Source organism: Synergistaceae bacterium, from assembly GCA_012521675.1.
In the GTDB taxonomy this organism is placed as follows: Bacteria; Synergistota; Synergistia; order Synergistales; family Aminobacteriaceae; genus JAAYLU01.
Genome location: JAAYLU010000067.1, coordinates 1 through 14,352, shown reverse-complemented (window position 1 = coordinate 14,352; position 14,352 = coordinate 1). Strand labels below are relative to the sequence as shown.

Genomic DNA, 14,352 nt, shown 5'->3' with positions numbered 1-14,352 from the left:
GTGCAGGAGGTGCATGTCAAGATAGGCGACAGGGTCAAGGCGGGGCAGGTGCTGCTGACCCTCTCCTCTCAGGACCAGCGGGCTCAGGAGGCCGCTCTTCGCTCCAGCTACGAGGATTCTGTCAGGGAGTACAAGCGTCTTTCGGAGCTTCAGAAGTCGGGCGGTGTCTCCCAGGCCCAGGTGGAGCAGGCTCACTCTCGAATGAAGGGGGAGCAGGCCAGACTTCAGGCTTCCCGGTCGACCCTCTCGCGCACTCAGCTCAAGGCGAGCATAGATGGCATCATAGCCTCCCGAGCGATAGAGCCGGGCGAGGTAGCGAGCGAGAACAAGCCTCTGCTCACGATCATAGACCTCAAGGACCTCGAGGCGGAGATCATGGTCTCCCGCAGGGACATAATGAGCCTGACGCCGGAGACGCCGGTGGAGGTCGTCTCGGACGGCGCGTCCTCCATGGGGACCATCAGGAGGATAAGTCCGGAGGCCGCTCCTGGATCCGGTTTGTATGCGGTGGTGGTAGGGCTGAACGGGCTGGAGGTGCTTCCGGGGACTCACCTAGAGGCCAGGTTCTTGGTCGAGAAGCAGAAGGACCTCGTCGTCATCCCCTCCGACGTGGTTCAGAGGAGGGAGGACAGGGCCACCGTCTACGTGGTCGAGGACGGCAGGGCCAAGCTCAGGGAGATCGTCGCAGGCGAAGGACAGAACGGCGCCGTTGCAGTACTGGAGGGCCTTGACGAGGGAGATCTCCTCGTGATCAGGGGTAGGAACATGCTCTCCGACGGAGCGCTTGTGAAGATCGCGGATGACGGGCCGACGGGAGATAAGCCTCTGGACGGAACCGGGGACGGGGTCGAAAAGCAGTCATGAGAGGCCTGATCCGCTTCAGCATCAAGCGCCCGGTGTTCACCTGGGCGATGGTCTTCGTGTTCCTGCTGCTTGGCATCAGCAGCTACAACAAGATACCGGTGGCACTGCTTCCCAAGGTTGACATCCCCATAGTCCTGGTCCGGGCGGTCTACAGGGGGGCCAGCCCCAACGAGATAGAGAGGCTGGTCACCAAGCCCATCGAGGACGCGATCGCCGACCTCGAGGGGCTGGACAAGATCACCAGCTACTCTGCGGAAGGCATGTCCTTGGTGCTGCTGGAGATGAAGGTGGAGGTCGACGTAGACCTGGCGCTGGTCGACATTTCCAACAAGGTGAAGGTGGCGAGGTACAAGCTGCCGACCGCCGTGGAGGAGCCCATCTTCGCCAAGGTCGACATAAACGCCTTCCCCTTCCTGATAGCTTCCTTCACCAGCAATCTGCCGGAGAAAGACGCCCGAAAAGTTATAGAGGACACCATCGTCCCCATCCTGTCGAGGGTAGAGGGGGTGGGGCGCGCAGACGTCACGGGAGGTCGTGTTCGCCAGATACGTATCCTGCTCGACCCGGTCTCGCTCAGCGAGCACAGGGTCAACATCCAGACCCTGGCAGCGGTGGTCGCGGCGAACAATGTGACCAATCCGTCGGGATATATCACCCAGGAGAAGGACGAGACGTGGCTTCGCCTCGTCGGCGAGTTCGACAAGGTCGAGGATCTTGAGAACATCATGATTCCCACTCCGTCCGGCAACCCGGTCCGCCTGCGCGACCTGGGTCGCATTGTGGACGCGGAGGAGGACGTGCGCTCGATCGCGCGCGTGAACGGCCAGTCGGTTGTGCAGCTGCGCGTAAGCGCGAGGCCGAACTCCGACGTCGTGAAGGCAGGCAAGCTGCTCAGGAAAGAGCTGGACAAGCTGCTCAAGACGATGCCCGACTTCTCCGCCGAGATAGCCTACGATGACTCCCTGTTCGTGGAGTCGACAGTCACGAACGTACTTCGCGACATGGGTGTCGGCATTCTCCTGACTTCGCTGGTGCTCTACCTCTTCCTCAAGCGCTTTTCGGCCACCTTCATAGTGGCCATCGCGATGCCGGTGGCCCTCCTTGCGACTTTCACCCCAATGGTCATGCACGGGTACTCGATGAACATAATGAGCTCCCTAGGGCTGGCCATCTCGATGGGAGTGCTGGTCAACAACGCCATCCTGATAATCGAGAACATATTCAGGTACAGGGACATGGGGTACTCGCCGGAGGAGGCAGCGGAGAGGGGGACGGCGGAGATTTCGCTCTCCGTCATCGCGGGCACCGCGACCAACCTTGGCGTCTTCCTGCCAGTGGCGATAATGAGCGGAATCGCAGGGCAGTTCCTGGTCCAGTACGCCATGACGATCGTATACGCCACTCTTTTCTCTCTGTGGGTGTCCCTGACCCTCACCCCGTCGATGGCCGCCCGCTTCAAGCCGGATTCCGGAATTCCGCGCATCGGGCAAATACTGTGCGGATGGTGGGACTGGGTCTACAGTGGCTTCGAGGGACTCTTCCTCTTCCTTCTGAAGGCTGCCCTGCGCAGGCCGCTAGCGACAGTGCTCCTCTTCCTCGCCCTCACTTTCGGTGTCTTCAAGGCAGGAGGGCTTCTGGGGATGGAGTTCATGCCGAACGCCGACAGCGGAGCTATGTCGGTGGAGATCTCCCTGCCATGCAACACCCCTGTCCAGGAGACACAGGCACGAGCCAAGGAGATAGAGGATAGAATGAGCGCCCTGCCGGGGGTCGAGTTCGTGGTATCCACCGTGGGAGCGTCCGGCCGAAACCAGGGGACGCACAAGGCGTCGATCGAGGCCTACTTCAAGAAGGGCGTGGAGCGCCCGTCGACGGTCGAGATGGCGGACGAGCTGCGCCCCTTCGTCAACTCGATGCCGGGAGTGGACGGCACGGTCAGCGGGTACCGTGGAGGTATGGGCGGAATGAAGCCGATCTCCATAATAATCAACGGGGAGGATCTGGAGACCCTGTACGGTATAGCGCAGGATATCAAGAGCAGAATATCGGGCGTCCCCGGAATAATCGACGCGGAGATAGACGTCGAGATGGGAAAGCCGGAGCTTCAGATCCTGCCCGTCCGCTGGCGTCTATCCCAGTTCGGGATAAATATGACCACCCTGTCCCAGGTCGTTTACGGATACCTGGTCGGGATGGACGCGGGCAAGTTCCGCCAGGGAGGGTACGAGTACGACATCAAGGCGAGGATAAACCCGGAGTACGCCAAGGATATCTTCAAGGTTACGGAGCTGCCGATCATGACCGAGTACGGGCTGGTGCCTCTGAAGGAGTTCGCCGACGTGCAGTGGCGCGACGGCCCGACCGAGATCGTCCGCAAGGATCGCCGCAAGGCTGTGACCGTGGGTGCGGATGTGCGTTATATCTCGGCGGGAGAGGCGATAGAGAAGGCCAGACAGGCGATAGCGGGGTTGGAGCTTCCGCCCGGGTACGAGTTGAGATTCGGGGGCGAGGCCGAGTTCATGGCGGAGAACTTCGCCGAGTTGGGCAAGGCGCTTCTCATAGCCGTGGCTTTGACTTTCATCATAATCGCGGCGATACTTGAGTCGTGGTTCTATGCCTTCGTCATAACCCTGTCGGTGCCGTTGGCCGCGCTCGGGGTCATTCCGACCATGCTCATGGCCGGAGTGCCGGTGTCGATGTTCGCCCTCATAGGCCTTATAATGCTGGTGGGGTTGGTGGTCAACAACTCCATCGTGGTCATCGACTATGCCGAGATAAGGCGGCGCGACGAAGGGGAGCCGGGGGCGGTCGCGGTGGCCAAGGCCTGCGAGATTCGCCTCAGGATGCTCTTCATGGCCATAGCCACGGCGGTGATCTCGATGGTTCCCCTCGCGGCGGGCACCGGGGACGGAGGAGTCTTCCGTCAGCCGATAGCCTTCGTCGCAATCGGAGGCCTGGTCGCAGGCGGTATAATCGCCCTTCTGGCCATACCGGCTGTGTACTCGCTCTACTGGAACTTCAGGGAGCGGCGGGCGGCCCGGCGCGCCGCGGCTTAGCGGTTCACCGGCCCTTCAAGGAGGCCGCAACGATGAGACAAAATTCCGCGCCAGCGCCGCGAGCGCAGTCGTGGACGTCAACAATGAAGCGCGACCCGGCCCTTGTACCTGCGCTGGTGGCGATATGGCTCTCACTGGCAGTATTCGTGCTTTACCCGGCGTTAAGGCTGTTTCTGACGGCGTTCGTCTCCGACGGACGCCTCTCCTTCTCCAACCTGGCCGCGGTGCTTGGAAGCAGGTATTTCCGGAGCGCCTTCATGAACAGCATCTGGCTGGCCACGGCCGTATCGGTGACCGGGACCTTCCTGGGCTATATGTACGCCTTCGCCGTCACTCGGATCTCCATGCCGACCTGGATGAAGTGGTTCCTCGGGGGCGTGACCACCCTTCCCCTGATATCGCCGCCGTTCACCAGCAGCATAGCCCTGACCCTCTCGCTCGGGCCCAACGGAATACTGCTTAACATGCTCGGACTGGGCAATATCAACTTCTACGGCTTCTGGGGCACCTGGCTGTCGGAGACCCTGACCTACTTTCCGGTCTCCTTCATGACATTGGCGGCCGTGCTCTCGGCGATGGATCCAAACCTCGAGGACGCAGGACTCTCGCTCGGCGCATCGCCGGGCAGAGTGTTCCGCACCGTGACCCTGCCTCTGTCCATACCCGGCATGGCCAACTCCGTCCTGTTGCTCTTCGCAAGCTCGCTGGCGGACTTCGCCACCCCCCTGGTGCTCGGGGGGCATAACTTCCCCGTACTGCCGACCCAGGCCTACCTGCAGATCACCGGCATGTACGACCTGAGAGGCGGAGCATCCCTCTCCTTCCTGCTGCTCTTCCCGGCCTTGGCCGTCTACTTCCTTCAGCGCTTCTGGGTGGGCGGGAAGAGCTACGTGACTGTGTCGGGCAAGGGCGGTAGCAGATCGGACTTCAAGAGCAAGGGGAGGGCGGTCGAGAGGTTGATCCTCGCCCTGTGCCTCTCTCTTACCGCATTCATACTCTACCTGTATTCGTTGATACTCTGGGGGGCGGTGGTCAAGGTCTGGGGCGTTGACAACAGTCTGACCCTGAACAACTTCCGCTACGTCTTGACGCACGGCAGAAAGGCGATAGCCGACACCCTCATAATAGCGGCGGTGGTCACGCCGCTCGGCGGTCTTCTCGCCGTCCTCACCGGATACCTCGTTCAGCGAAGGCGATTTCTCGGCAGGCGCGCGATGGAGTTCGTATCCATGTTCAACTACGCCCTTCCCGGCACGGTCGTGGGCATAGCCTACATAATCGCGTTCAACCAGCGGCCGCTGCTGCTTACCGGCACTCTGACGATCTTGGTGGCGGCCTACATATTCCGTTACCACTCCGCGGGCATAAGAGCGGTGATAGCCTCACTTCACCAGATCGACCCCTCGATAGAGGAGGCCTCCGCAAGCCTGGGGGCGGGCTCGGCCCGGACCTTCCTCCGAGTGACAGTGCCACTGATAATCCCGGCCGTGCTCATGGGAATGCGATATCTATTCATCTACTCCATGACAGCGATAAGCGCCACGGTCTTCCTGGTCTCGGTACGATGGACCCTGCTTACGACACGGATACTCGAGTGCATGACAGAGCTCCAGTTTGCTCAGGCGTGCGCCTTCTCCGTGATCCTGATACTGATAGTATATATAGCCGCCGCCGTTCTGGCGGGGCTGACCCGCCTCGCCGCGGGCCGAATCTCCGAAGAGGGAGGCGCTGGACTGTGGCGGTAGCTCTGGAGCTGACGGACGTCACGAAGACGTTCAGAAAGGACAAGGAGGAGGTCTTGGCCGTCGACTCTCTATCCCTCAGGGTCGAACCGGGCGAGATGGTCACATTCCTGGGCCCGTCGGGCTGCGGAAAGACCACGACCCTGCGGATGGTCGCAGGCTTCGAGACGCCGACGAGGGGCAGAATCGCGATCGATGGACTGGACGTTACGGACGTGCCTGTCAACAGGCGCGACATAGGGTTCGTATTCCAGAACTACGCTCTCTTTCCTCATATGAGCGTCTTCGAGAACGTCGCCTACGGCCTGAGAGTCAAGGGCTGCTCCACGTCCGTCATAAGAGAGAAAGTGCGCGAGGGACTGGATCTGGTCGGGCTCTCCAAGGCGGAGCGCCGCCTGCCGAATCGCCTCTCCGGAGGGGAACAGCAGCGAGTCGCGCTGGCGCGGGTGCTGGTCCTGCGGCCGCGCGTGCTGCTGATGGACGAGCCTCTGTCGAACCTGGACGCGAAGCTTCGGATCCACATGCGCGCCGAGATCCGCAGGATTCAGAGGAGCCTCGACGTGACATGTCTTTATGTGACGCACGACCAGGCCGAGGCCCTGACCGTGTCCGACAGAATAATTGTAATGAGAAGGGGCAGGGTGGAGCAGATCGGTTCGCCGATGGAGATCTACAGCGACCCGCGGTCGCTCTTCGTCGCGGGCTTCATAGGACAGGCCAACATCCTGTCGGGGACCGTGGCATCCGTAGAAGGGAACTCTCTCTCAGTGGACGTCGCGGGGAGGCTGCTCCCCGTCCGGGCGGCCAAGGGAGAGTCTTTCTCCAAGGGGGACATGGCCGCCGTCGTCGTTCGCCCGGAGAGTTTGAATCCGGTCGACGAGGGGGGAGTGCAGGGCCGAATCCTCTCTGCGACGTTCCTCGGCGGGAGGATGGAGTACTCGGTGGAGATCGCCGGGGGCGCCTCGGTCGTCGCCTTCGATCCCTTCGTGCCCGGAAAGAGAATGTGGCGCGAGGGGGAGGAGATCCGCCTATCCTTCGACTCCAGGGCCGCGGTCGCGCTTCAGGCCCAAGATTGACCGCAGTGCCGCATGTAGGCTATTATTATGCCGCTCGGCCTGTGCCGACTAGCGCGCCCGGCTTTCGACGGGCGATTCGACGACGGAAGGAATGAAGCGCATATGCGCTGTACCGGAGTGTCCGCAAGAGGAATAAGGTTGCCCGTGCTGACCAAGCGGTCGGACGACCTGGTTAGGATCGTGTGCGACGAGCTGGAGAGGGCTTCAAGGTCGTCGCGCGATCCGTTCGAGTTCCGGGACGGAGACGTGGTCGGCGTCACGGAGTCCCTGCTTGCACGCTCGCAGGGGAACTTCGTCACGCTGGACGATATCACCGAGGACGTTGAAAGACTGGTCCCGGCGGGGGACATCGCTTTGGCCTTTCCGCTTCTCAGCCGCAACCGCTTCGGCCAGATACTCCTGGCACTGTCGCGCGGGGTGAGGGGCCGGCTGCACATACTGCTCTCCTACCCGGCGGACGAGGTGGGCAACCGTCTCATAGAGCCAAGCAACTTCTATCGACAGAGCGTAAAACTCAAGGGCGACCTCTTCTCGGAGAGGGAGTACGACGAGGTCTTCGGCCGCTATCCCCACCCCTTCACCGGGGTGGACTATGTGAGCTACTACAAGGGCATGAACCCGGAGAAGATCGAGATACACTTCGCGAACAACCCCCTCTCGGCCCTGCGCTTCTCCAGGACGATAGTAGTCGCGGGCATCCACGCCAGGTCTCTCCACAGGGAGATACTGGAGAGGGCGGGCGCCACGGTCTTCACCCTGGAACAGTTCTGCGCGTCGCCCCGGACCGACGGAACGGGGTACAACGAGGAGTACGGCCTTCTGGGCGCGAACTTCAGCAGCGAGGAGTCCCTCAAGCTCTTCCCAAGGGACAGCGCGTCCTTCGCCCGTGCCCTGTCGGACGAACTGTACACCAGGACCGGCAGGCGAGTAGAGGCCCTGGTCTACGGCGACGGCGCCTTCAAGGACCCGGCAGCCGGGATCTGGGAGCTGGCCGATCCGGTGGTCTCCCCCGGTTTCACGGAGGGGCTGAGGGGCCTTCCCAAGGAGATCAAGTTCAAGTACGTCGCCGACAACGCGGGCGACAGGTCTCCGGACGAGGCGGTTCGCGAGGCCATTCTTCACAAGGACGATATGGATCTGTCCGCCAAGACGGCACTGGGCACGACGCCGCGCCGCCTGACGGATCTGCTGGGTTCCCTCTGCGACCTGGTTTCCGGGTCGGGCGACAAGGGAACGCCTGTCGTCTATATATCCGGCTATTTCGACTCGTACCTAGACGAATGATTCAATGTATACACTCTTTTCCCCAAAAATAGCTAAAAACATGATGCGAAAATGGCCGTGATGTAGTATCATACACTTTGATGAGTACAAAGTGGGTGTTTTGCGACCCTTTCGCTCATCTCAACGAAGGAGGGTCGGCGGTTAGTCCGCCTTTTCCCTGGTGTAACTGTTCCATGCACCAAGATCACAAAATCTATGGGGAGGTAGAAATGATGAGTTTCAGTAAGGTCTGGAAGTTTTCGGCGCTCTTGTTTGTCCTGTGCTTGATGGCGGCCCCGGCGCTGGCCGAAGAGCCGATCAAGATCGGCGAGATAGCAACGGTCACGGGCGACTTCGCGGCCTACGGCGTCGCTGAGGTCGAAGGTGTCAAGATAGCCGTCGATGAGATCAACGCCGCCGGCGGAATACTCGGCAGGCCCGTTGAGGTCATCATGTACGACTGCCGCACCCGGCAGGAGGACATGGTCAACGCCGCCAGGCGTCTGATCGAGCAGGACAAGGTCTGCGTGGCCATCGGACCCAGCGGAAGCGGCCTCTGCATCGCAGCCGCCCCTGTGTTCAACCGCGGCAAGGTGGCACATCTGGGAACCCTTCCGACGAACCCCCTCGTCACCGTAGACGAGGATGGCAATGTCCGCCCCTACAACTTCAGGATATGCTTCCTCGATCCCTACCAGGGCAGCATGATCGCGGTCTTCGCGGCCAAGGAGCTCGGCAAGAAGAAGGCCGGGGTGCTGTATGACGTGTCCAGCGACTACTCGCACGGGCTTCGCGAGTTCTTCATCGCCTCCTTCCTTGAGTACGGCGGGGAGATCGTGGCGGACGAGGGCCACAGGGGGGAGGACGTAGACTTCCGCGCGCAGCTTACCACCATCAAGGAGGCCGACCCCGATGTGCTCATATTCCCGACGATGGGCAAGTGCCTCCCGCTCGCGATCAAGCAGGCCCGCGACCTTGGCATAGAGGTGCCGATCGTTGGCGGCGACGGCTACGGCGACTTCATGTGGGAGGTAGCCGGGGACGGGATGCGCGAGACCTATTGGGTCAGCCACGTCGACCGGTTCGACCCGGTGCTCGAGGACTTCTTCAACAAGTACGAGGAGCAGACCGGCACCGAGTGCATGGAGTTCATGAACGCGGTTATGGCGTACGACTGCGTCTACTGGGCGAAGGACGCCATCGAGCGCGCGGGCAGCGACGATCCCGTCAAGATCCGCGACGCCCTCGAGGAGACGAAGGATCTGGAGCTCCTGCACGCCACACTCACGATTGACGAGTTCCACAACCCGAAGGACAAGGAGGGCATCATCCTTAGGGCCGACACCGACAAGCAGAAGGCCGTCTTCATGATGAGGATCAAGCCGTAAGGGGACTCGTCTCGAAGAACTGATCAACAAAAGGGCGTGAACAACGCCCCAGCCGACGCGGACAGCCCGGATCGGAGACCGAGAGGACTCCCTTCCGGGCTGTCCGCTCCTTTGCCGGGCCATGCCCTGCGTTCGCGTCCTCCATCTTGGAACGAGCGTCTCCGCGCCGGCTGGTTTCACCGTGGATGCTATGATCCTGAACCTGCGCTCCTGGAAAAGCCCCGTGCAAAACTCCGGCTTCCGGTGTAATATTGACCCGAGGTTTGAATTCCCGGGGCCGAGACACGGGGGTGAGGCGCAGGTCCGGTGGCCCTGTTCACGGCGTCAAGCCTGGGTCAATAACAGTTGGTGCGTCAACAATTCAAGTGAGGAGGCTGGTTTTTACAATGGCAAAGAGGCAGCTGGTCTACGGAGTGGACGATATCCCCGCGTTTCCGGTGATGGTGCTCGCCGGGGCGCAACACGTGCTCACCCTGTTCGGTGCGACGACACTCGTCCCCCTGATCTTCGGGCCCGCGATGGGCATGGATCCGGGGCAGATTGCGATGCTCATATCGTGCGTCTACTTCGGGATGGGCGTCTGCACCCTGATCCAGACCCACCCGAAACTCGGGTCGGGGCTGCCTATTGTGCAGGGGTCCAGCTTCAGCTTCATCCCGTCGGTAATGACGATAATCGGAGCATACGGCGCCATGGGGCCGAACGTAGTTATGCAGTACATCGGAGGGGGCCTCATAGCCGGAGGCATCCTGCAGTCGATTATAGGCTACACGGGCCTTATCGGAGTCGTCCGCAAGGTCATAACGCCGGTCGTGATAGGCCCGACGATAATGGCGATAGGCTTCTCCCTGGCCCCGACCGCCATCCAGGCCAACGCGGCCAACTACTGGCCCGCCTCGCTGCTGGTCGTCTTCCTGGTCTTCTTTTTCGGTCTGGTGAGCAAGAACAAGTACGCCAACATATTCGCCATACTGTCGTCGATCGTCATCACCTACCTCATCTGCTTCGGCCTTTCCAAGGCCGGGGTGTTCCCGCAGGGGCACCCGGCGCACATCGACATGACCAACGTCATCGCCTCTCCCTGGTACAGGCTTGACATCTTCATGCCCTGGGGCGCACCAAAGTTCAGCCTCCTGGCGTTCGGAGCGCTGCTCGCCGGCTTCTTCGCCGTCACGATAGAGTCGATCGGCGACTACCACTCGGTCTCCTATGCTGCGGGGCTTCCCGACCCGGACGAGGCCACTATCAGCCGAGGCATCGGCGCAGAGGGCCTCAATTGCGTCCTATCCGGCCTTTTCGGATCGGTGGGAACCACCTCCTACACGGAGAACATCGGCCTGATAGGCCTCACAGGCGTAGCCTCCCGCTGGGTGGTGCGCACGGGCGCGGTCATCCTGATTCTTATGAGCTTTGTCACGAAGTTCGGCGCTCTCGTAGCGACCATGCCTTCCCCGATCATCGGAGGGGCCTATATCGCCCTGTTCGGCACGATAGGCGCCCTCGGGATCCAGGTCCTTATGCGCGCCGACATGGGCAGCCAGCGCAACGTCCTTATTGTCGGCTTCGCCTTCCTGATGGCCCTGGGCCTTCCGGGGTGGATCGAGAACAACCAGGAGCTCTTCATGAGCGCTGAGTACAGCCAGGTTATGCAGACGCTCGGCGGCATGGCTTGGGCCATCCTTAAAACCCCGATGGCGGTGGCAGGGATCTGTGCGGCCTTGGGCGACTCGCTGGTGCCCGGTACCGACGAGGAGCGCGGCATAGGAGTGGAGATGAAGTAGGGGCGACGGAGCTTCAAGACACTCGGGCCCTCCGATTGTGGAGGGCCCTTTTTTTAGCCATCGCGGGATTGCCCACTGGAGTCGTCATGCTCCTGTTTTGATGCTAAACTTTAGTTACCGGGGGCCTTCAGCCGCCCCCGAGATCAGATGAACGGAGTTTTTACATTGAAGAATACCTACTGTCTCGTCCTTGCAGGCGGGTCTGGAACCCGGCTCTGGCCTCTCTCGAGGGACGACAGGCCGAAACAGTTTCTCAAGCTGGACACGGAGAGCCTCTATCAGGGCGCGTTGCGACGCGTGTTTCGCATTGCTGGTCCGACCCGAACGAGGGTGCTGTCCGGGGTAAGGTTCGGCGCGACCGCCCTTGTGCAGGCTAGAGAGCTGGAGGAGGAGCTGCCGCAGAGCTTCGTGGTGGAGGAGCCGTGCCCGAGGAACACGGCCCCGGCGATAGCCCTTGGGCTGCTGAGATTGATGGAGGAGTGCGGCGCGACAAGAGAGAGTTTGGTGTTCGTCTGCCCGAGCGACCATGTCATAGATGATCTCTCCCTCTTCGAGAAGGCGGTCCTGGCGGCGTCCTCGCCGGCTCGAGAAGGCAGGATAGTCGTGTTCGGCATCCCTCCCTCCAGGCCGGATACGGGCTTCGGCTACATCCGGGCGGGTATGGAACGCGGAGAGTGGCGCGAGGTGGAGTGCTTCGTCGAGAAGCCGGGGCCCGAAAAAGCTCGTGAGTATGTCGAAGACGGAAGGTATTTCTGGAACGGCGGAATGCTGATGTTCACGGTCGGTGCAATGTTGGACGCGCTGACCGAGCATCTGACCGACGTGGCGGAGGTCCTTCCGGCGGGTGCCCGAGCCTTCCTCGAGGTCTTCCCCAGCATGCCGTCGATCTCGATGGACTACGCAGTGCTGGAGCGGATCAAGAATATCGCCCTCGTTCCGCTCGAGTCGCCCTGGACGGACATAGGCTCCTGGGACGCCCTGTACGACTTCCTGGAGAGGGACGGGGAGGGCAACGCTGTTATGGGGCGGACAGTCGCCGAGGGGTGCGTGAACTCCCTCCTTCTCTCTACAGGTCGCCTGGTCGCGGCGGTGGGGATCAGTGACCTTCTTGTAATCGAATCGCCCGATGCCGTGCTTGTCGCGCCCAGGGGCGAGTCGCAGAAAGTTCGCCTTCTGGTGGACCGGCTGAGAGGGGACGGAGCTCCGGAGGTGGTCGGCACGAGGACGGACGCCGGAAAAGAGTGAAGGGCGGCCCTTCGCACAAGTCGCGTAAAAACACCGTCTCCGGTGAAGCGCAAGCGGGCTTGTACGGCCCCCGCTACGTCACTTCTCCCCGAGCCTTTCGAGCGCGTCCATCGCCATCTTGTCGCCCATCTCGACCGCTCTTCGGTACCACTTGACCGCTCTTTTGAGGTCCTTGTCGACCCCGTCGCCGTTCTCGCACAGCCAGCCTATGTTGTACATCGCGGAGGAGTTGCCCTGGTCGGCGGCCATTGCGAGCCACCTAAGGGCCTCTTGGATATCCTTATCCACGCCCTTGCCGTTCATGTAGATCCAGCCGAGGTTGGCCTGCGCAGTGGAGTGCCCCTGCTCGGCGGCCGACCTGTACCACCTGACGGCCTCCTCGTCGCTCTGCTCCACGCCCCTGCCCTTCTCGTACATCCATCCAAGGTTGCACTGTCCCCTGAGGTCTCCCTGCTCGGCGGCGCTCCTGTACCACCTGACAGCTTCGACGTCGTTCTGGGCCACGCCGGTCCCGTTCTGGTACATCCATGCCAGGTTGGTCTGGGCTCGTGCGTGCCCCTGCTCCGCCGCCAGCAGGTAGAGCTCCACCGCCTTCGACTCGTCCTTTTCAACCCCGCTGCCGCTCTCGTACATCCATGCCAGGTTGGTCTGACTATAGGGGTTTCCCTGCTCCGCGGCCTTGCGATACCAATCGGCGGCCTTCTTTTCGCTCCGTCGGACCCCCCTGCCGTGTTCGTACAGAAACCCGAGGTTGTTCTGGGCGCGGGAGTGCCCCAGCTCGGCCGCCTTAGTGTACAACTCCACGGCCCTTCTGTCGTTCTGCTTCACGCCCCTGCCGTGCTCGTACATGTAGGCGAGGTTCGTCTGGGCATTCAGGTTTCCCTGCTCGGCGGCCCTCCTGTATAGCTTGACGGCATTCGAGAGGTCCTGTTCCACTCCGTTGCCGTGCTCGTACAGAACCCCTAGGTTGTTCTGGGCGCGGGAGTGCCCCTGGTCGGCCGCCCTTGTGTACCACTCCGCGGCTAGGGCCATGTCCCTGGCGACTCCGCTGCCGCTCTCGTACATCCAGGCCAGATTCGTCTGGGCAACCGCGAGTCCCTGCTCCGCCGCCATGGTGTACCACTTTACGGCCTCGGCATAGTCCTGTGGCACGCCGTCTCCCAGGTTGTACTTCAACCCGAGGTCGTTCTGGGCGTACATATCCCCCATTCTCGCCCTCTGCTCGAGGGTCGTCTCCTCCGGGTCGAATTCGCCCGCCGTCACGCCCGCGAGGATGCTCCCCGGAGTGAACGAGCCGCGCTCTTCCACCAGTTGATCAAGGTCGTACAATTGCTCCATCATGACATGACCGATCATCTCGGCGGTCTCACCCTCGAAAAAGCTTTGAAGCGCCGCCGGTGTCAACGCGAAGAATTCCCCACCCGGTACCAGCAAAAGAAGCAACGACGTAAACATCTTGAATGCGAACACTGTCAACACCCTCTCTTTTGATAATAGATGCAAGCTACGATCGGTCCAACCGTGCGCTGCAAACGCGATTCTGAAATGTAATAATTCTATCATGAACATCTCGCTATTGCGCTGGTTTTACCGGGGTATCGGCTGTGTTCTCGCGATCCCTCGCCGCGCTCGGGATGACGAACAGGGGACAGTCGTCGTCGCTTCTGACAGGCCGCGCCGCGTTCGTCCACCTACAGTCCAAGCATGGGCAGCACTGTGTCCAAGTCCTTGTCGCCCCTGCCGGACAGGTTCACCATCAGTATCTGGTCTTTGTGCATCTCCGGAAGTCGCTTCATCGCGTATGCCAGGGCATGGCTACTCTCCACCGCGGGGATGATGCCCTCCTTCCTGCTCAGCCGGGCGAAGGCATCCAGGGCCTCCTTGTCGGTCACGGAGACGTACTTAGCCCTTCCCGTGTCCTTGAGGTAGGAGTGCTC

10 protein-coding genes are annotated in these 14,352 nt (G+C 61.5%); 8 read left to right on the top strand and 2 right to left on the bottom strand.

Going from position 1 to position 14,352, the window contains the following annotated elements; translation table 11 throughout:
* From GX181_06930 to cpsB, 8 genes are all read left to right on the top strand, one after another.
* Positions 1-864: efflux RND transporter periplasmic adaptor subunit (locus GX181_06930; protein NLM71675.1), on the top strand; the 864-nt coding region annotated here is incomplete at its 5' end.
* Positions 861-3,920, top strand: coding sequence for an efflux RND transporter permease subunit (locus GX181_06925; protein ID NLM71674.1), 3,060 nt, complete (start codon positions 861-863; stop codon positions 3,918-3,920). The genes GX181_06930 and GX181_06925, both read left to right, overlap by 4 nt.
* Positions 3,921-4,003: 83 nt before the next feature.
* Complete coding sequence (locus GX181_06920) at positions 4,004-5,665, top strand: iron ABC transporter permease (protein NLM71673.1); 1,662 nt, start codon at positions 4,004-4,006, stop codon at positions 5,663-5,665.
* Entirely contained in the window at positions 5,656-6,738 is a 1,083-nt protein-coding gene (locus GX181_06915) for an ABC transporter ATP-binding protein (protein NLM71672.1), read from the top strand. The genes GX181_06920 and GX181_06915 overlap by 10 nt, the downstream gene beginning before the upstream one ends.
* A gap of 102 nt (positions 6,739-6,840) precedes the next feature.
* Positions 6,841-8,022 carry a F420-0--gamma-glutamyl ligase gene (locus tag GX181_06910; GenBank protein ID NLM71671.1) on the top strand — a complete coding sequence of 394 codons (1,182 nt, stop codon included), beginning with the start codon at positions 6,841-6,843 and terminating at the stop codon, positions 8,020-8,022.
* Positions 8,023-8,234: 212 nt separating this feature from the next.
* Positions 8,235-9,389, top strand: coding sequence for an ABC transporter substrate-binding protein (locus GX181_06905; protein NLM71670.1), 1,155 nt, complete (start codon positions 8,235-8,237; stop codon positions 9,387-9,389).
* 386 nt (positions 9,390-9,775) lie between these two features.
* Entirely contained in the window at positions 9,776-11,170 is a 1,395-nt protein-coding gene (locus tag GX181_06900; protein NLM71669.1) for a purine/pyrimidine permease, read from the top strand.
* A 147-nt stretch (positions 11,171-11,317) separates the two neighbouring features.
* On the top strand, positions 11,318-12,415 hold the full coding sequence (gene cpsB / locus GX181_06895; protein ID NLM71668.1) for a mannose-1-phosphate guanylyltransferase/mannose-6-phosphate isomerase: 1,098 nt from the start codon (positions 11,318-11,320) through the stop codon (positions 12,413-12,415).
* 78 nt (positions 12,416-12,493) lie between these two features.
* Here the strand turns inward: cpsB and GX181_06890 are convergent, their stop codons facing one another.
* Together GX181_06890 and GX181_06885 are read right to left on the bottom strand one after the other, a co-directional pair.
* A complete protein-coding gene (locus GX181_06890) occupies positions 12,494-13,870 on the bottom strand; it encodes a sel1 repeat family protein (protein ID NLM71667.1) in 1,377 nt (458 codons plus the stop codon).
* Positions 13,871-14,106: 236 nt separating this feature from the next.
* Positions 14,107-14,352, bottom strand: a 246-nt coding sequence (locus tag GX181_06885) for a tryptophan synthase subunit beta (protein NLM71666.1), incomplete at its 5' end; no start/stop codon positions are given.